This window comes from Paraburkholderia fungorum, from assembly GCF_046027215.1.
In the GTDB taxonomy this organism is placed as follows: domain Bacteria; phylum Pseudomonadota; class Gammaproteobacteria; order Burkholderiales; family Burkholderiaceae; genus Paraburkholderia; species Paraburkholderia fungorum_D.
On record NZ_JAQQEN010000001.1, the window covers coordinates 908,675 to 924,725 of the forward strand.

Consider the following 16,051-nt stretch of genomic DNA (forward strand, 5'->3'; position numbering starts at 1 on the left):
CATGGCGATCCGGGGACTTCTATGGCTTGCGTTGCTGTTCGTCATCGCCGTGGTGCTGGCGGTAGTCGGGCGCTTCGACACGGGGCAGGTGCTGCTGATCTATCCGCCGTATCGCGTCGACCTCTCGCTGAATCTGTTCGTGGTCGGACTGGTGGTGCTGTTCATCCTGATGTACGCACTGCTGCGCATCGTGCGCAATATCTGGCGCATGCCGCAGCGGGTGGCCGCGTATCGTGCACGCTCGCGGGTCGCGAAGGCGCATGCCGCGCTGCGTGACGCGATTGGCAACCTGTACGCCGGGCGCTTTTCGCGCGCGGAAAAAGCCGCGAAAGACGCGCTGACGAATGGCGACAACAAGGGCGCGGCCGGTTTGATCGCGGCTACCGCGGCGCATCGCATGCGTGAATATGCACGGCGCGACGAATGGCTCGCGCGGATCGACGAAGCCGACTGGCAGGATGCCCGCCTGATGGCCACCGCCGACATGCGCGCTGACGGCCGCGACGCGGACGGCGCACTGACCGCACTGACCGAAATGCAGTCGCAGGGCTCGCGGCGGATTCACGCGCAGCAGATCATGTTGCGCGCGCAACAGCAATTGAAGAACTGGAGCGAGGTGCTCAAGCTCGTCAAGACGCTGGAAAAACGCGAGGCGATTCATCCGGCGGTGGCGGTGCGTCTGCGTCAGCTGGCGGCGGAAAACCTGCTGCGTGACCGGCGCCATAACGCCGATGCGTTGCTGGAGTTGTGGAGTTCGCTGTCGGCAACCGAGCGTCATTCTCCGCGCCTCGCGGATCTTGCGGCCGAGTTGCTGGTGGCGCTGAATCGTCCGCAAGAGGCGCGCAAGATCGTCGAGGAAGCGCTGGCGCAGAACTGGGACGCGCGCTTGCTGCGCCGTTATCCGGACACGACCGGGGGCGATGCGTTGCCGCTGATCCAGAAGGCCGAGGCGTGGCAGAAGGATCGTCCGGAAGATGCTGACCTGATGTTCGCGCTGGGCCGTTTGTGCCTGCATCAGCAACTCTGGGGCAAGGCGCAATCGTTCCTCGAACGCGCGCTGAAACTCGCGGACAACGAGACGCTGAAGATTCGCTCGCATCGCGCATTGGCGCGTTTGCATGAGCAGCTGGGTGATGCGGATAAGGCGAGCCAGCACTATCGCGAGAGCGCGTTGGCGATGAATATCGTTTGACGCTGTGTTCCGGGCTGCGTTGGGTGGCTAAGACCCAACGGGAAGCGGCAAGGAAAAAGCCCCCGGCATCGCAAGATGCGGGGGCTTTTTGTTTGTACTCGAAACGTGACGCAGAACGTTTCTGTTGACGGCGCTTACTGTCTTACTTCACGAAGGGCTGCTTTACCGGTTGACCATCTTCGCGGGCACGCTGATCGCCAGCAGACCACCGAGCACCATGAACGCCGCCAGCATATACATGCCGGAATCGTTCGCGGCGGTGGCCTGTTTGAGCCAGCCCACCGCATACGGGCTAAGAAAGCCCGCCAGATTGCCGATCGAATTGATCATCGCGATACCAGCCGCCGCGCCCGTGCCGGCGAGGATCGCTGTCGGCAGACTCCAGAACAGCGGCAGGGTGGTCAGAATGCCCATGGTCGCGAGCGTGAGCGAGGCCATGGCCAGCACCGTGTTGTGCGCCCAGACCACGGAAAGCACGAGGCCGACGGCGCCCGCGAAGGCCGGCAACGCGATATGCCAGCGCCGCTCGCGCTTTTTGTCCGCGCTGCGCGAGACGAACACCATCGCCACCACCGCCGCAGCAAACGGAATCGCGGACAGAATGCCGATCATGAATGCATCGGTCACGCCGGTCGCCTTGATGATGGTCGGCAGCCAGAAGCTCACGCCATACAGACCCATCACGAACGAGAAGTAGGTGAGGCTCAGCATCAGCACGCGGCCGCTGGTGAGCACCTGACGGATCGGCATATCGTGCTTGGTGGCTTCTTCGGCGGACACGTGGCTTTCGAGCAACCGTTGCTCTTCTTTGGTGAGCCACTTAGCCTTCGAGATGCGGTCATCCAGCATCAGGAACACCATGATGCCGACGATCACCGACGGAATCCCTTCGAGCAGGAACAGCCATTGCCACCCGTGCCAGCCGTTCATACCGTTGAAGCTCTTGAGGATGTAGCCCGACACCGGGCCGCCGATCACGCCTGATAAAGCGATCGCGGTCATGAACCAGGTGGTCATGCGGCCGCGCCGATGCGACGGATACCAGTAGGTGAGATACAGAATGATGCCGGGGAAGAAGCCCGCTTCGGCGAGACCGAGCAGGAAGCGCATCACATAGAACATGGTCGGCGTGGTGATGAACATGGTCAGCATGGAGATCACGCCCCACGACACCATGATCCGCGCAATCCACACGCGTGCGCCCACTTTGTGCAGGATCACGTTGCTCGGAATTTCGAAGATGAAATAGCCGAGGAAGAAGATCCCCGCGCCGAAGCCGTACACCGCGTCGCTCAAACCGAGGTCACTGGTCATCTGCAGCTTGGCGAAGCCGACGTTCACGCGGTCGAGATAGGCGACCACGTAGCAGAGCATCAGCAGCGGTGCGAGCCGCCACGTGACCTTGCGATAGGTGGCCTCTTCGAACGTGGAAGGTGGCGCACCCGCGCCGGGATGGTGGAGCGGATTTGCGGGACTAGCCATTTTGTCTCCTCTTTTCTTGTGGAAATGAAGTACCGACGTCGATTGATTCTATCCGTGCCAGCTTGTTTGCACGGTCATACCGGGGAAAACACCGACCCGGGAGTGGGCCGCACCCCCGCGGCCCGTTGATTTGCAACACGCGCGCTACACGCAGCGCCCGCCATCCACTTCAAGACACACGCCGGTGATGAACTCCGCTTCATCCGACGCCAGATATAGGGCAGCGTTGGCGATATCCTGCGGCGTCGAAAAACGTCCGAGCGGAATGCCCGCCAGGAAACGCTTGCGATTCTCCGGCGTATCTTCGACACCCATGAATTCGGACAGCAGCGCCGTCTCGCCGATCACGGGGTTCACACAGTTCACCCGAATGCGGTCCGGGCCGAGTTCGACCGCCAGCGACTTACTGGCGATGATCACCGCGCCCTTGCTGCCGTTGTACCAGACGAGCCCTGGCCGGGGCCGCACGCCCGCCGTCGACGCGATATTGATAAAGACGCCGCCGCCCTGCTCGCGAAAATACGGCACGAACTCCTGCACGCTCCAATAGATGCTTTTGACGTTCACCGCGTAGACGCGGTCGAATTCTGCCTCGGTGACGTCGAGCACCGGTTTGTTGCGATGCGTGGTGCCGGCGTTGTTGACGACGATCTGCACGCTGCCGAAATCTTCGAGCGCGGCCTCGCGCAGGCGCTGCCAATCCTCGCGCTGCGCGACGTTGCCCGCTACCGCGATAGCCTTGCCGCCCGCCAGCGCGATTTCGCTTGCCACGCGCTCGGCCGCCGCGCCGTTCAGATCGTTGATCACGACGTTCGCGCCTTCGCGCGCGTAGGTCTTCGCAATGCCTTCGCCGAAACCCGAGCCGCCACCCGTGACGATGGCTGTTTTACCTGTCAACCGCATGATGTCTCCATTGTTGGTGGTGGACGCTGATGCATGTGCTTCACTGCTGTCGAACCCCTGAAAGCTAGCCGTGGCGGATCGCGATGGTTTTCAGCACCGTGAAGCCGTATAGCGCTTCAAACCCCTTTTCGCGGCCGTGGCCCGAATGCTTGACGCCGCCGAACGGCAATTCGACGCCGCCGCCCGCGCCGTAGTTGTTGATGAACACCTGGCCCGAGCGCAGGCGCCGCGCGAGGCGCATCTGCCGGGCGCCGTCGCGGGTCCAGATGCCGGCCACCAGTCCGAATTGCGTGCCGTTGGCGAGTGCGAGCGCTTCGTCTTCGTCGGCGAAGGACATGGCGGCGAGGACCGGGCCAAATACTTCGTCGCGGGCGAGACGGTGGCTGGCGGGCACGTCGCGCAATAGTGTGGGCGCCTGATAGAAGCCGCTTTCCGGCGCTTCGGGAATCACTTCGCCGTGCGCCGCCATCGCAATGCCGTCGTGCTGCGCGTCGGAGAGGAAATCCCACACGCGTTGCTGTTGTTTTGCATTGATCAGCGGGCCGCAGTCGAGATCGGCATGTGACGGGCCGACCCGTAGCGCATGGAACGCACCGCTCAGCCGGTCGAGCAGCGGCTCGTAAATGGCTCGCTCGATCAGCACGCGGCTACCCGCCGAGCAGGTTTGCCCGGCATTCTGCACGATGGCCGACACCAGCACGGGCAGCGCGGCGTCGAGATCCGCGTCGGCGAAGACGATTTGCGGCGATTTGCCGCCCAGTTCGAGCGTGACCGGCACATGATTTTCAGCGGCCATTTGCGTGACCAGCTTGCCGGTTTCGGGCGACCCCGTGAAGGAGATGTGATCGATGCCCGGATGACGCGCGAGCGCCGCACCCGCTTCGTGCCCATACCCGGTGACGATATTCAGCGCGCCCGGCGGCAAACCCGCCTCGGCGGCCAGTTCGGCGACGCGCAGCACCGACAGGCACGCGTCTTCCGCCGGTTTGACGACGCACGCATTGCCGGTGGCGAGCGCCGCGCCGACGCTGCGGCCGAAAATCTGCATAGGGTAGTTCCACGGCACGATATGGCCGGTCACGCCGTGCGGCTCGCGCAGAGTCAGCACGGTGTAGCCAGCCTGATAAGGCAGCGTTTCGCCGTGCAGTTTGTCCGCTGCGCCCGCGTAGAACTCGAAATAGCGGGCGAGTGCGGCGGAATCCGCGCGCGCCTGTTTAAGCGGCTTGCCGGTGTCGCGCGCTTCGAGTTGGGCGAGTTCTTCCTGGCGGGCGGCGACCAGCATGGAGAGCCGGTACAGCACGCGGCCGCGCTCGGCGGCGCTCGCCTGGCCCCACGGTCCTTCAAATGCGCGGCGGGCGGCGTGCACCGCGGTGTCGATATCCGCAGCGATGCCGCGCGCCAACCGGGTGAACGGCTGGCCGTCCGAAGGGTCGAGTACGGCGATCGTTTCGCCGCCTGATGCGGCCATCCATTCGCCGCCGATGAAGTGTTTGGCTTCTTCCATGCATGCTCCTTGCTGATTCACGAACCGGAGGTTCACGACGTGATGTTCACAAACGGGAGGCACAATCGAGAGACGCCGGACGATTATCGCGCCGATCCAGCACAAGGTGCCATCGGCCGATTGGCTATAATGGCGTATTCCGCACTGTTCGGCTGCGGCGCCATGTCCGACGGGCCGCGACATAGTTGCATGCCCCGAACGCACGCACCGCACGCCGTGTTCCGAATTCCATCCTGATCAGAGAGCGCTCATGAGCTTCAATCACGTCCCCGCAGGCAAAGACCTTCCGCAAGATTTCAACGTCATCATCGAAATCCCGGCGCAAAGCGACCCGGTGAAGTACGAAGCCGACAAGGAAACGGGCCTGCTTCACGTCGACCGCTTCATCAGCACGGGCATGCGCTATCCGGCGAATTACGGCTACATTCCGCAAACGCTGTCGGGCGACGGCGATCCGGTCGACGTGCTGGTGATCACGCCGTTCCCGCTGCTGGCTGGCTCAGTGATCCGCGCACGCGCACTCGGCATGCTGCAAATGACCGACGAATCGGGCGTCGACGCCAAGCTGGTCGCCGTCGCGCACGACAAGGTCTGCCCGATGACCGCTGATCTCAAGTCGATCGACGACGTCCCGGCGTACCTCAAAGACCAGATCAAGCACTTCTTCGAGCAATACAAGGCGCTGGAGAAGGGCAAGTGGGTGAAGGTCGACGGCTGGGCGGGTATCGAAGCCGCTCACAAGGAAATCACTGAAGGCGCGGCGAACTACAAGAAGTAAGCTGCGTCACCCGGCTGATAAAAAAACCGCGCGAGCCTGCAAGGGCCGCGCGGTTTTTTTCATGGTTTTGCCCGACGCAGCGCCGCTGTCACGGTGCGCCGGCTTCTTCTTCCGCTTCCTCGACGGCCGGCACCACCGGCAGCACCGACTCGAGCGTGCGCAAGCCCGCGGCCAGCGCCCGCTTGTCGGCCGGCGTGAGGCGCTTGACCCAATACTCCGCGCTCGACGCGCTCGAGCGGTCGGCCAGTTCAAACGACGCCAGCACGCGCACCGGTTTGCGCGAACGCGTATAGCGCGCGCCCGCGCCGCTCAGGTGTTTGTCGAAGCGTGCCTGCACGTCGGTGGCAATGCCGGTATAGACGCTGCCGTCCGAACATTCGAGCAGATACAGAAACCACGCCATGGGTGCGCTTTCAGCCTTTGAATGGATTGTGTTCACGCAGTTCGTCCACATACGCGTGGATGCCGTTCTTTTCGTTGGCGAGGAAATGCCCGACCGCGTCGGCAAAGGCCGGATGCGCGAGCCAGTGCGCCGAGCGCGTGACCGTGGGCAGAAAGCCGCGCGCCATCTTGTGCTCGCCTTGGGCACCGCCTTCGAAGGCAGCGAGTTTTTCTTCGATGCAGAATTCGAGCGGCTGGTAATACGCCGTTTCAAAGTGCAGACACGGCACGTGTTCGAGCGCGCCCCAGTAGCGACCGTACAGCGTGCCACCGGTTTTCTCGTCGCGCTGATACACCACGAGCGAGCTGGCGATCGGTTTGCCTTCGTATTCGGCGATGACGAGCAGCAGATTTTCCGGCATCGACGCGCCGATCATCCGGAAGAAATCGAGGTTCAGATACGGACTCGAAAAATGCTCGCGGTAGGTCTGCCGATAGCACTTGCTGAAGAAGCGCCAGTCGGCGTCCTGAATGTCTTCGCCGCGGATCCGGCGCATGGTCACGCCGGCTTCCTGGACCTTGCGGCGCTCGGCGCGGATGTTCTTTCGCTTCTTCTGTTCGAGCGTCGAGAGGAAATCGTCGAAGTCGCGATAGCCGTCGTTCAGCCAGTGGAATTGCACGCCTTCGCGCTGCATCATGCCCATGTCGGTGAGCGCGCCCGCTTCGGTTTCGGTCGGAAACAGCACGTGCAGCGACGACACGTCGGCCTGCTCGGCGAACGCCATCAGCGTGGCCGCGAGATGCCGTAAAGCGTGCGTATCCGCCGACAACAAGCGGTTGCCCTGCACCGGCGTGAACGGCACCGCGCACAGCAGCTTGGGGTAATACGGCAAACCGTTGCGTTTGTACGCATCTGCCCAGGCCCAATCGAATACGTACTCGCCGTACGAGTGCCCCTTCAGATAGACGGGCGCGGCCGCCGCGAGCTTGCCCGAGCGCGGATCGGTGAGCGTGACGAATTGCGGCGCCCAGCCGGTATCGGCGACCGCACAGCGGGTAGCGTGCAGCGCGCTCAAAAACTCGTGCCGCAAAAACGGCGTGGGCTGCGACTGCTGCGCGAGCAGGGCGTTCCATTCGGCGGCGTCCACCTCGGAGGGCGACGCCAGAATGCCCGTGCGATAATCAAAGCGTTCCTGGTTCAATCTGTGTGACTGTTCCTAATGAGCGACGCGGCGCGGTAAGCGCGGCGTCGTTCGTTTATCCGATTTGTCCGTTCCGTCGAGCTATCCTAGCCGCGGTACTCGCAAGCTATCTGGCTTGCCTGTCGATCCTGCCATGAAGACCCGAATCGCTCTTGCTCAAATCAATGTCACCGTCGGCGACTTCGCCGGCAACGTCGCGAAAATTGTCGCTGCCGCGCGCGCCGCGCACAACGATGGTGCGAAGCTGCTAATCGCGCCTGAACTCGCGCTCTCCGGCTATCCGCCTGAAGATCTGCTGCTGCGCCCGGCGTTTTATACCGCGAGCGCTGCGGCGCTTGCCGATCTCGCCGCGCAACTGAAGCCCTTCACCGGCTTGCATGTGATCGCCGGCCATCCGCTGCGCGACGCGGCAAACGGCCATGGTAATGCAAACGCGCCAATCGAGCGCGGCGTGCCGCCGGTTGGCACCTTCAACGCGGCCTCGCTAATTGTCGACGGAGAAGTGGTCGGCACCTATCGCAAGCAGGATCTGCCCAATACCGAGGTGTTCGACGAGAAGCGCTACTTCGCCGCCGACCCGCAGCCGTTCGTCTTCGAACTGGATGGCGTGAAGTACGGCGTGGTGATCTGTGAAGACGTCTGGCACGCCTCCGCTGCGCAAATGGCGAAGGCCGCGGGCGCCCAGGTGCTGCTGATTCCGAACGGCTCGCCCTACCACCTGAACAAGGAAGCGGTGCGGGTCGACATTCTGCGTGCGCGGATTCGCGAAACCGGTTTGCCGATGGTCTACGTGAACATGGTGGGCGCGCAGGACGAACTGGTGTTCGACGGCGGCTCGTTCGTGCTCGACGGGCAAGGCAAGCTGGTGGCCAAAATGGCCCAATTCGAGGAAGGCCATGCGATCGTCGAATTCGACGGCGCCGAGCCGGTGCCGGCAGCCATCGCGCCGGAACTGTCGCTCGAAGCTCAGGTGTATGCGGGGCTTGTCATGGGCGTGCGCGACTACATCAACAAGAACGGCTTCCCGGGCGCGCTGATCGGTTTGTCGGGCGGCGTGGACTCGGCGCTGGTGCTGGCGGTCGCGTGCGATGCGCTCGGTGCCGACCGTGTGCGCGCCGTGATGATGCCGTCGCGCTATACGGCCGACATCTCGACCACCGACGCCGCCGAGATGGCGCGCCGCGTCGGCGTGCGCTACGACGAAATCGCGATTGCACCGATGTTCGACGCGTTCCGCAGTTCGCTTGCCGATGAGTTCGCCGGCCGCGCCGAAGACGCCACCGAGGAAAACATCCAGGCACGTATTCGCGGCACCTTGCTGATGGCGCTGTCGAACAAGTTCGGCTCGATCGTGCTGACCACGGGCAACAAGAGCGAAATGGCGGTGGGTTATTGCACGCTTTATGGCGACATGGCCGGCGGCTTCGCGGTCATCAAGGACATTGCCAAGACGCTGGTCTACAAGCTCTGCCATTACCGCAACCAGGCCAGCACCTTCGCGAAACAGAATGTGATCCCCGAACGGATTCTGACGCGCGCGCCGTCGGCGGAATTGCGCGAGAACCAGACCGATCAGGACAGCTTGCCGCCGTACGAAGTACTCGACGCGATCATGCGTATGTACATGGAAGAGGATCGTTCGCTCGCCGAAATCATCGCAGCGGGCTACGCGGTGGAAGACGTGAAACGCGTCACGCGCCTCATCAAGATCAACGAGTACAAGCGCCGCCAGGCGCCGATCGGTATTCGCGTCACGCATCGGGCGTTCGGGCGCGACTGGCGTTATCCGATTACGTCGCGCTATACCGAACCGGTGGAGTGAATCCGGACGAGCAGCGGCGCAGCGCGTTCAGAAGCAAACAGGAAGCACGGCCGAAGCACGCGCCGGATTGCCGCAATGCATCCGGTGCAGCGTAGAATCAAAATCATCCGTTTTCCCTTCGAACTTCCAATCACGAGACGAGGTCCGCCATGAAGCGCATCACTGCAGTCATCAAACCGTTCAAACTCGACGAAGTGCGCGAGGCGCTCGCTGAAGTCGGCCTCACCGGGCTGACCGTTACCGAAGTCAAAGGCTTCGGGCGCCAGAAAGGTCACACTGAGCTCTATCGTGGTGCAGAGTATGTGGTCGACTTTCTGCCGAAGGTCAAAATCGAAGTGGTGGTGGCGGACAATCAATGCGATCAGGTCATCGACGCGATCATCGGCGCGGCCCGCACCGGCAAGATCGGCGACGGCAAGATCTTCGTCGCGGACGTCGAGCGTGTGATCCGGATTCGCACGGGCGAGGAAAACGAAGCAGCGGTGTGAGTCGCGTGACTTCGCAGCGCTAAAACGCCGGTAGCAAGCGCCGGGATTGCCACTTCTGCACCGAGCCGGTGCGCTGCTATGCGCAGGCAGGGCAAAACCGTGCGCGCAAATAAAAAACGGTGCGATACCCTTTCGGACATCGCACCGATACGCGCCTCTCGCAGCAGCGTGAAAAAGATTCTCAAGAAGATCTTGTGACTACGCCCCGAAGGAAGTCCCCTTGGGGGGCGCCCCGAGGGACATCCCCTCGGGGATCACCGTTCGCTTAGAACGAGTGTTGAATACCTGCGTACACGCCAGTCTGGCTGTGACCCGGCAGCGGATTGTCCGTGCTGGTTGCCGTACCTGCGTTGTTTGCATTCAGGCCGTAGTTAGCCGTCTTGCTGTTTTGCGTCGTAGCGACCTGGAGATCCAGCAGCGTGCGCTTGGACAGGTTGTACGAGCCGCCGACCGTGTAGATCGTCGCATTGCCTGCGCCATTGTTGCCGTTCACGTGATAGACCGCAGCGATCAGCGCCGCAGCCGGCGTTGCTTGCCACGTCACACCGCCCCATTCGTGATCGAGGGTAGTCGGCTGACCCGGCAGAACGCCTTGGGCGCTTGCCGAACGGACAGCCTGGTAAGCAGCCTGGATCTTGAACTGGCCGAGGAACACGTTCACGAGCGCCGAGTATTCACGCGATGCCGCGAACACGCCGTTGCCGATGTTGCCAGTATTGACGGCAGTTGCAGCCGGACCATACAGGGCGCCATTGGCCGGGTTGCGGATTTCGTCATAAATACCGCGAACCTGGAACAGCGAGTTCGTGTACGTGACCTGTGCGCCAGCTTCGCGACCTTGAGCCGTCGTGCCGTTACCGTTCCAGCTCGTTGCGTTCGACAGCGCGTATTGGCCGTAGAAGTCAAAGCCTGCGATCTTCGGCGACTGGTACGCGAAGTTGTTGCTCGATTGCGGCCAGTTGCGACCACGCACCAGCGACGCCGACGACCAGTTCGATTGACCGAACGGGTCGAAGTCCCACACGCCGTTCGAGATATAGAGCATGCGGCCCATCGTGAACGTACCGTATTGGTCGTTCGACAGACCCACTGTTGCCCAGCGATTGAAGAGACCGCCGCCGCCAGGGCCCGCACCCGTCATCGTGTTGAAGGAGCCTTCCAACTGGAACAGGACCTTGTTGCCACCACCAATGTCCTCAACACCCTTCATACCCCACAGGCTGGTACCCCAGTCGCCGCTTTCTGCGCGCCAACGGTTCGTGCTGCCGGTAGCCTGACCGTTTGCCCCGACACCTTGCGGAACGCCCGTCATGTACTCAATGCCAGCATCCAGGCGGCCGTACAGCGTCACGCTGCTTTGGGCGTGGGCGACAACGCCGGCTGTCATCAGCGCAGCGGCGAGCAAAGCTTTCTTCATCTTCTCCTCCATACCCTGTCAAAAAAAGAAACCCAGTACTGCGAATGGTGTTCGGACGCCAGGAGCGCCGAACAGAAATCGGTACCAGGGAGATTAGCGGGTGGATTGGGTGTCCTGCCGTGACGGTAGCCTTGGGGCTATCTGGTCGTCATGCCGATCCCTCGCCGACCGGTTCTCCTCTGTGCTTTGAAGTGAAACTACTTTTAATGAACTTCGTTTTGCTACTTTGGTTACTAATTTATCAAAAATACACTTGAATGGGAGAAGAAATTAGTACCTGCCTTCTTAGGTGTCTCCAAATTGCAATACCGATGTGCACGGCGAACTTCTGCCGCATGCCCCGAAATCCCGTAAACCCTTACGCGACAAGGGAATCACGGTTCAAAACAGGCAACGTTAAGGATTGCCACTATTGACGCTTCAAATGCGGCAGAGTAGGACGCCAGCGGAGGAGATTTGTGTGCGCCAAGGCGCATTTTCGAGGGTCAAACAACCGGAATACGCAGGTGAGCGAAACAAAAAAGGCGCTCGAAAGCGCCTTGTAATACTACTTTTGACTACAACCCAACTATCGGGCTCGACACGTTTCGTTATTTGAGGCTGCCGGAGAGGAACTGCTTGAGCCGTTCACTCTTCGTGTTCCTGAAGACCTCGTCCGGATGGCCTTCTTCCTCCACGCGGCCTTGGTGTAGGAACATCACATGATTCGACACGTTGCGCGCGAACGCCATTTCGTGCGTGACGACGATCATCGTGCGGCCTTCTTCGGCAAGCGTCTGCATGACCTTGAGCACTTCGCCGACCAGCTCGGGATCGAGCGCGGAGGTCGGTTCGTCGAACAGCATCACGTCCGGATGCATGGCCAGCGCACGCGCGATTGCCACACGTTGCTGTTGGCCGCCCGATAGGTGGGACGGGTACTGCTTTTCCAGACGCGGCGCCAGGCCCACTTTCTCCAGGTACTCGCGCGCGCGTTCTTCGGCTTCCTTGCGTTTCAGGCCCAGCACATTGACCGGTGCCTCGATGATGTTCTCGAGCACATTCATGTGCGCCCACAGGTTGAAGTGCTGGAACACCATCGACAGCCTGGTGCGCACGCGCTGCAACTGCTTGGGATCGGACACGCGCAACGCGCCGGCCTTGCCGATCTGGGTGCGGACTTCTTCGCCGTCGACGAAGATACGTCCGGCGTTCGGCTGCTCGAGGAAGTTGATGCAGCGAAGCATCGTGCTCTTGCCCGAACCGGACGAACCGATCACGCTGATCACGTCGCCGGCATTGGCCTTCAGCGACACGCCCTTGAGGACTTCGTTGTCGCCGTACTGTTTGTGAAGCTCATCGACGAAGAGCTTTTGCTTCTTGGTGTTCATCAGAATCCTTGGCGGCCTTACTTGCTTGGGGCGCGGTGCCCTGGGTTACTTGCCTTGCGGCCGCAGGTAAGCGAGCCAGCGGCGCTCGGCGCGGCGGAACAGCCACACGAGCGCAAACGAAATCAACAGATAGAGGACGGCGGCAAGACCGAACGCGTTGAACGACTGATAGGTAGCCGAATTCACGTCACGGGCGATCTTGAGGATGTCCGGCACGGTCGCGGTGAAGGCGACGGTGGTGGCATGCAGCATCAGGATCACTTCATTGCTGTAGTACGGCAACGCGCGGCGCAGCGCCGACGGCAGAATCACCCGCCGGTACAGCGTGAAGGACGACATGCCGTACGCGCGCGCTGCTTCGATCTCGCCATATGGCGTGGCCTTGATTGCGCCCGCAAAGATCTCGGTGGTGTACGCGCAGGTATTCAGCGTGAATGCGAGCAGCGTGCAATGCATGCCGTCGCGAAAGAATGCGTTGGTCAGATCGTGGTTGCGGATGATTTCGAGGCTGTACAGGCCGGTGTAGCAGAGCAGCAACTGCACATAGAGCGGCGTGCCGCGAAACACATACGTATATAGCCACACGAGACGGGCTAGCCACTTCTTCTTCGAGACCCGCGCGACGGCAAGCGGAATCGACAGGCAGAAGCCAAGTCCGATCGACACTACCAGCAGCCACAGCGTGATGGCGACGCCGGTGATGCGGTAGCCGTCGGTAAACAGATAGTTGCGCCAATATTCCTGGATGATCTCGATCATAGATCCGCCTTTCGTACGCCGGTCGAGTAACGCTTTTCGAGGTACATCAGCACGAAGTTGGACACGGTGGTGATGACGAGATAGATCGCCCCTGCGAACAGGGTGAAGAAGAAGAAGCGCAGCGTGCCTTTGCCCGCATCCTGCGAGGCCTTGACGACGTCGGCGAGACCGATGATCGACACCAGCGCGGTGGCTTTGACCATCACCTGCCAGTTATTGCCGATGCCGGGCAGCGCGAAGCGCATCATCTGCGGGAACATCACGCGCGAGAACACCTGCCAGCCGGTCATGCCGTAGGCCGAGCCGGCTTCGAGCTGGCCGCGCGGCACCGCGAGAAATGCGCCGCGGAAGGTTTCGGTGAAGTACGCTCCGTAAATGAAGCCCAGCACCGCGACGCCGGCCACGAACGGGTCGATGTCGATCTGTTCCCAGCCGAGGACGTCAGTCAGGTTGTTCAGCCAGATCTGGATGCTGTAAAACAGCAGCAGCATCAGCACGAGGTCGGGCACGCCGCGCACGAGCGTCGTATACACAGCGCCGACACTATATGAAATGCGATTCTTCGACAGTTTCGCAGCCGCGCCGAGGAGGCCCAGCACGAAAGCGAACGCCAGCGACAACACCGCCAGTTTGACGGTTTGCCAGGTGCCGCTAAGAAGCAGCGGGCCGTAGCCTTGAAGGAACATATGGGGTCCTTGACGATGCGTGCGGGACGCACCGCGAAAGAAGCGGCCAGTCAGGCGCCGCGTGTGTGACTCTATGACCGACTGTATTACGAAGCTAGAGGAAAGCCCATGCGGGCGAGCCCCGAGTTTCGTGAGTGCCGGGCGTTGCCGGGCGCCATGACAGCAGGCGTCGCGCGCAGTGCGAGCTTTTTCATGTTTCTCCTGGATCAAACTGATCGCCGGGGTGGTTCGATCTCGGCGACCGCCCGCTGGTGACGGGCCGTCGCTATTCTAGGCGGTCAAAATTGACGTGCCGCACGAGGTTTGCGCGCCCGTTTCGGGGACACCGTTTCGACGCACCGGGGATCCTGTGCGCGGGGCGGGTGCCGCCTGGTGGCCGCCGCCTGGCCGGCCGCGGCCCGGTTGACCGGGGCCGCCGGCAAGCCCGCGCGCCGACGCTCTCTCGAAAAGCGCGGTATTTTACCCGAACAGCGGCGGGGCGCCAGTCCACGCCCCGATTACGTGGATTTCTGAAACGATCCGGTGCGCCCGCGCGGATTGTCTAGTGCGCGTCGCGCCCATACATTCTGGGCATCGCTATTTACCGACCAGGAGTACCCCATGATCGAGATTCGCCGCTCCGACGAACGCGGCCACGCCAATCACGGTTGGCTCGACTCGTATCACAGCTTCTCGTTTGCCGACTATCGCGACCCGCAGCACGTCCATTTCGGGCCGCTGCGCGTCATCAACGAAGATCGGATTGCCGGCGGCCAGGGCTTCGGCACGCATGGTCATCGCGACATGGAGATTGTCACGTACGTGCTCGACGGCGCGCTCGCACACCGCGACAGCATGGGCAACGGCTCGACGATCCGCCATGGCGACGTGCAGCGCATGAGCGCCGGCACGGGTGTGATGCACAGTGAGTTCAACGCCTCGCAGACCGATCCGGTCCACCTGCTGCAGATCTGGGTGATCCCGCAACGCGCGGGCAATCAGCCCGGCTACGAAGAAAAGCGCTTCGACAACGCCGACAAGCGCGGCCGCCTGCGCGTGGTCGCCTCGCCCGACGGCCGCGATGGCTCGGTGACGATCCATGCGGACGCGTCGATCTACGCAGCGCTGATCGACGGTGCGGAGCGGGCCGAGTTCGCGTTGCCGAAAGGACGGCAGGCTTACGTGCACGTCGCGCGCGGCGCACTGAGTGTGAATGGCGAGGCGCTTCACGCGGGTGACGCGGCCAAGCTCAGCGACACGGATACGATCACGCTGGAACAGGGTGATGACGCGGAAGTCCTGCTGTTCGACCTGGGCCCGCTCAACGGCTAGTCAATATAGGAGCGCAGCGTTCATGACCGATGGTTGAGGACGCAACCAGTGCCTGGGTTCGCGGAGATGCGGCGAACGCAAACTGAAACGCCACGGAAAATTCTCCGTGGCGTTTTTGCATCCGGACGACGGCCACCCAAGCCGCCTTCCGTCTCCGTGGTGCCGCTTACTGGTTGGCGGCCGGCGCCGACGCTGCGCCCTTGCGGTGTTCCCAGTGCTCGCGCATTTTCTCGTGACGCGCGTCCATCTTCGCAAAACGCTGCTTCAGCGCCGTGCTGACGGTGGTTTTCTGCTGGTCGTTCAGGCCGTTATAGAACTTGAGCCAGGCGTCCGAGGTTTGCTGACGCAGTTGTGCGTCTTTCTGCTCGACTTGCTGGTGTGCGGCGGCCATGGCGTTCAGATCCAGAATCGGCTGCTGCTGTGCCGCCTTGAACTGATTCTTGATCTGTTCGTGGTTGGCGCGCATGGCCTCATGGTTCTGCTTCATGGTGTCGAGCGCGGCTTGCCACTGCTTTTCCTGATCGGCGTTCAGCTTCAACTGGTCGTGCAGTTGCGTCAGTTCCTTCATGAAGTGGCCATGCCAGCCTCCGGGGCCGCCTTGACCGGCGGGTTGTGCGGCATAGGCAGCGCCCGCGCCGATGGCGAGGGCAGTAGCAGCAACGGCGAGAACGCGCGACATTTTTTTGGTAGACATGTGAGACTCCCTGTAATGGAATAGCCGACGATGCAACCGGTAACGAGAACGGCCTGCATTCG

General features: G+C 62.0%; 15 protein-coding genes. 5 read left to right on the forward strand and 10 right to left on the reverse strand.

Going from position 1 to position 16,051, the window contains the following annotated elements:
• Position 1 precedes the first annotated feature (1 nt).
• The gene (locus PQR27_RS04065) at positions 2 to 1,192 is read left to right on the forward strand and encodes a heme biosynthesis protein HemY (protein WP_408522435.1); all 1,191 of its coding nucleotides are present in this window, start codon (positions 2 to 4) and stop codon (positions 1,190 to 1,192) included.
• Between the two features lie 162 nt (positions 1,193 to 1,354).
• Here PQR27_RS04065 and PQR27_RS04070 read toward each other — a convergent pair whose 3' ends face one another.
• The 3 genes from PQR27_RS04070 to PQR27_RS04080 all read right to left on the reverse strand — a co-directional run bounded on the left by PQR27_RS04070 (position 1,355) and on the right by PQR27_RS04080 (position 5,081).
• A complete protein-coding gene (locus PQR27_RS04070) occupies positions 1,355 to 2,674 on the reverse strand; it encodes an MFS transporter (RefSeq protein WP_408522436.1) in 1,320 nt (439 codons plus the stop codon).
• Positions 2,675 to 2,818: 144 nt separating this feature from the next.
• On the reverse strand, positions 2,819 to 3,577 hold the full coding sequence (locus PQR27_RS04075; protein ID WP_408522437.1) for an SDR family oxidoreductase: 759 nt from the start codon (positions 3,575 to 3,577) through the stop codon (positions 2,819 to 2,821).
• Between the two features lie 64 nt (positions 3,578 to 3,641).
• Positions 3,642 to 5,081 carry an aldehyde dehydrogenase family protein gene (locus PQR27_RS04080; protein WP_408522438.1) on the reverse strand — a complete coding sequence of 480 codons (1,440 nt, stop codon included), beginning with the start codon at positions 5,079 to 5,081 and terminating at the stop codon, positions 3,642 to 3,644.
• A gap of 250 nt (positions 5,082 to 5,331) precedes the next feature.
• On the opposite strand from PQR27_RS04080, the gene ppa reads away from it, so the two are divergent.
• On the forward strand, positions 5,332 to 5,859 hold the full coding sequence (ppa, locus tag PQR27_RS04085; RefSeq protein ID WP_168792965.1) for an inorganic diphosphatase: 528 nt from the start codon (positions 5,332 to 5,334) through the stop codon (positions 5,857 to 5,859).
• Positions 5,860 to 5,947: 88 nt separating this feature from the next.
• On the opposite strand, the gene PQR27_RS04090 is transcribed toward ppa, so the two are convergent.
• Together PQR27_RS04090 and PQR27_RS04095 are read right to left on the reverse strand one after the other, a co-directional pair.
• Positions 5,948 to 6,262 (reverse strand): GIY-YIG nuclease family protein, encoded by a 315-nt coding sequence (locus PQR27_RS04090; protein ID WP_408525401.1) that lies wholly within the window; start codon positions 6,260 to 6,262, stop codon positions 5,948 to 5,950.
• A 10-nt stretch (positions 6,263 to 6,272) separates the two neighbouring features.
• Positions 6,273 to 7,442 (reverse strand): GNAT family N-acetyltransferase, encoded by a 1,170-nt coding sequence (locus tag PQR27_RS04095; RefSeq protein WP_408522440.1) that lies wholly within the window; start codon positions 7,440 to 7,442, stop codon positions 6,273 to 6,275.
• A gap of 133 nt (positions 7,443 to 7,575) precedes the next feature.
• Between PQR27_RS04095 and PQR27_RS04100 the strand changes: the two genes are divergently transcribed.
• The gene (locus tag PQR27_RS04100) at positions 7,576 to 9,264 is read left to right on the forward strand and encodes an NAD+ synthase (RefSeq protein ID WP_408522441.1); all 1,689 of its coding nucleotides are present in this window, start codon (positions 7,576 to 7,578) and stop codon (positions 9,262 to 9,264) included.
• A gap of 149 nt (positions 9,265 to 9,413) precedes the next feature.
• Entirely contained in the window at positions 9,414 to 9,752 is a 339-nt protein-coding gene (gene glnK, locus PQR27_RS04105; protein ID WP_006048444.1) for a P-II family nitrogen regulator, read from the forward strand.
• Between the two features lie 265 nt (positions 9,753 to 10,017).
• On the opposite strand, the gene PQR27_RS04110 is transcribed toward glnK, so the two are convergent.
• From PQR27_RS04110 to PQR27_RS04125, 4 genes are all read right to left on the reverse strand, one after another.
• Entirely contained in the window at positions 10,018 to 11,169 is a 1,152-nt protein-coding gene (locus PQR27_RS04110) for a porin (protein ID WP_408522442.1), read from the reverse strand.
• A gap of 590 nt (positions 11,170 to 11,759) precedes the next feature.
• On the reverse strand, positions 11,760 to 12,539 hold the full coding sequence (locus tag PQR27_RS04115; protein ID WP_408522443.1) for an ABC transporter ATP-binding protein: 780 nt from the start codon (positions 12,537 to 12,539) through the stop codon (positions 11,760 to 11,762).
• 45 nt (positions 12,540 to 12,584) lie between these two features.
• A complete protein-coding gene (locus PQR27_RS04120; RefSeq protein ID WP_408522444.1) occupies positions 12,585 to 13,298 on the reverse strand; it encodes an ABC transporter permease in 714 nt (237 codons plus the stop codon).
• The gene (locus PQR27_RS04125; protein ID WP_408522445.1) at positions 13,295 to 13,984 is read right to left on the reverse strand and encodes an ABC transporter permease; all 690 of its coding nucleotides are present in this window, start codon (positions 13,982 to 13,984) and stop codon (positions 13,295 to 13,297) included. Before PQR27_RS04125 ends, PQR27_RS04120 begins: the two co-directional genes overlap by 4 nt.
• 600 nt (positions 13,985 to 14,584) lie before the next feature.
• Here PQR27_RS04125 and PQR27_RS04130 point away from each other — a divergent pair.
• Positions 14,585 to 15,295, forward strand: a complete 711-nt coding sequence (locus PQR27_RS04130; RefSeq protein ID WP_408522446.1) for a pirin family protein — start codon at positions 14,585 to 14,587, stop codon at positions 15,293 to 15,295.
• Positions 15,296 to 15,461: 166 nt separating this feature from the next.
• Here the strand turns inward: PQR27_RS04130 and PQR27_RS04135 are convergent, their stop codons facing one another.
• Positions 15,462 to 15,989, reverse strand: coding sequence for a Spy/CpxP family protein refolding chaperone (locus PQR27_RS04135; protein ID WP_408522447.1), 528 nt, complete (start codon positions 15,987 to 15,989; stop codon positions 15,462 to 15,464).
• Positions 15,990 to 16,051: the final 62 nt, after the last annotated feature.

Bases quoted from the DNA above. Each gene is read 5' to 3' on its own strand.
- PQR27_RS04065 (WP_408522435.1), top strand. From the start codon at position 2: ATGGCGATCCGGGGACTTCTATGGCTTGCGTTGCTGTTCGTCATCGCC.
- PQR27_RS04070 (WP_408522436.1), bottom strand. From the start codon at position 2,674: ATGGCTAGTCCCGCAAATCCGCTCCACCATCCCGGCGCGGGTGCGCCA.
- PQR27_RS04075 (WP_408522437.1), bottom strand. From the start codon at position 3,577: ATGCGGTTGACAGGTAAAACAGCCATCGTCACGGGTGGCGGCTCGGGT.
- PQR27_RS04080 (WP_408522438.1), bottom strand. From the start codon at position 5,081: ATGGAAGAAGCCAAACACTTCATCGGCGGCGAATGGATGGCCGCATCA.
- ppa (WP_168792965.1), top strand. From the start codon at position 5,332: ATGAGCTTCAATCACGTCCCCGCAGGCAAAGACCTTCCGCAAGATTTC.
- PQR27_RS04090 (WP_408525401.1), bottom strand. From the start codon at position 6,262: ATGGCGTGGTTTCTGTATCTGCTCGAATGTTCGGACGGCAGCGTCTAT.
- PQR27_RS04100 (WP_408522441.1), top strand. From the start codon at position 7,576: ATGAAGACCCGAATCGCTCTTGCTCAAATCAATGTCACCGTCGGCGAC.
- glnK (WP_006048444.1), top strand. From the start codon at position 9,414: ATGAAGCGCATCACTGCAGTCATCAAACCGTTCAAACTCGACGAAGTG.
- PQR27_RS04110 (WP_408522442.1), bottom strand. From the start codon at position 11,169: ATGAAGAAAGCTTTGCTCGCCGCTGCGCTGATGACAGCCGGCGTTGTC.
- PQR27_RS04115 (WP_408522443.1), bottom strand. From the start codon at position 12,539: ATGAACACCAAGAAGCAAAAGCTCTTCGTCGATGAGCTTCACAAACAG.
- PQR27_RS04120 (WP_408522444.1), bottom strand. From the start codon at position 13,298: ATGATCGAGATCATCCAGGAATATTGGCGCAACTATCTGTTTACCGAC.
- PQR27_RS04125 (WP_408522445.1), bottom strand. From the start codon at position 13,984: ATGTTCCTTCAAGGCTACGGCCCGCTGCTTCTTAGCGGCACCTGGCAA.
- PQR27_RS04130 (WP_408522446.1), top strand. From the start codon at position 14,585: ATGATCGAGATTCGCCGCTCCGACGAACGCGGCCACGCCAATCACGGT.
- PQR27_RS04135 (WP_408522447.1), bottom strand. From the start codon at position 15,989: ATGTCTACCAAAAAAATGTCGCGCGTTCTCGCCGTTGCTGCTACTGCC.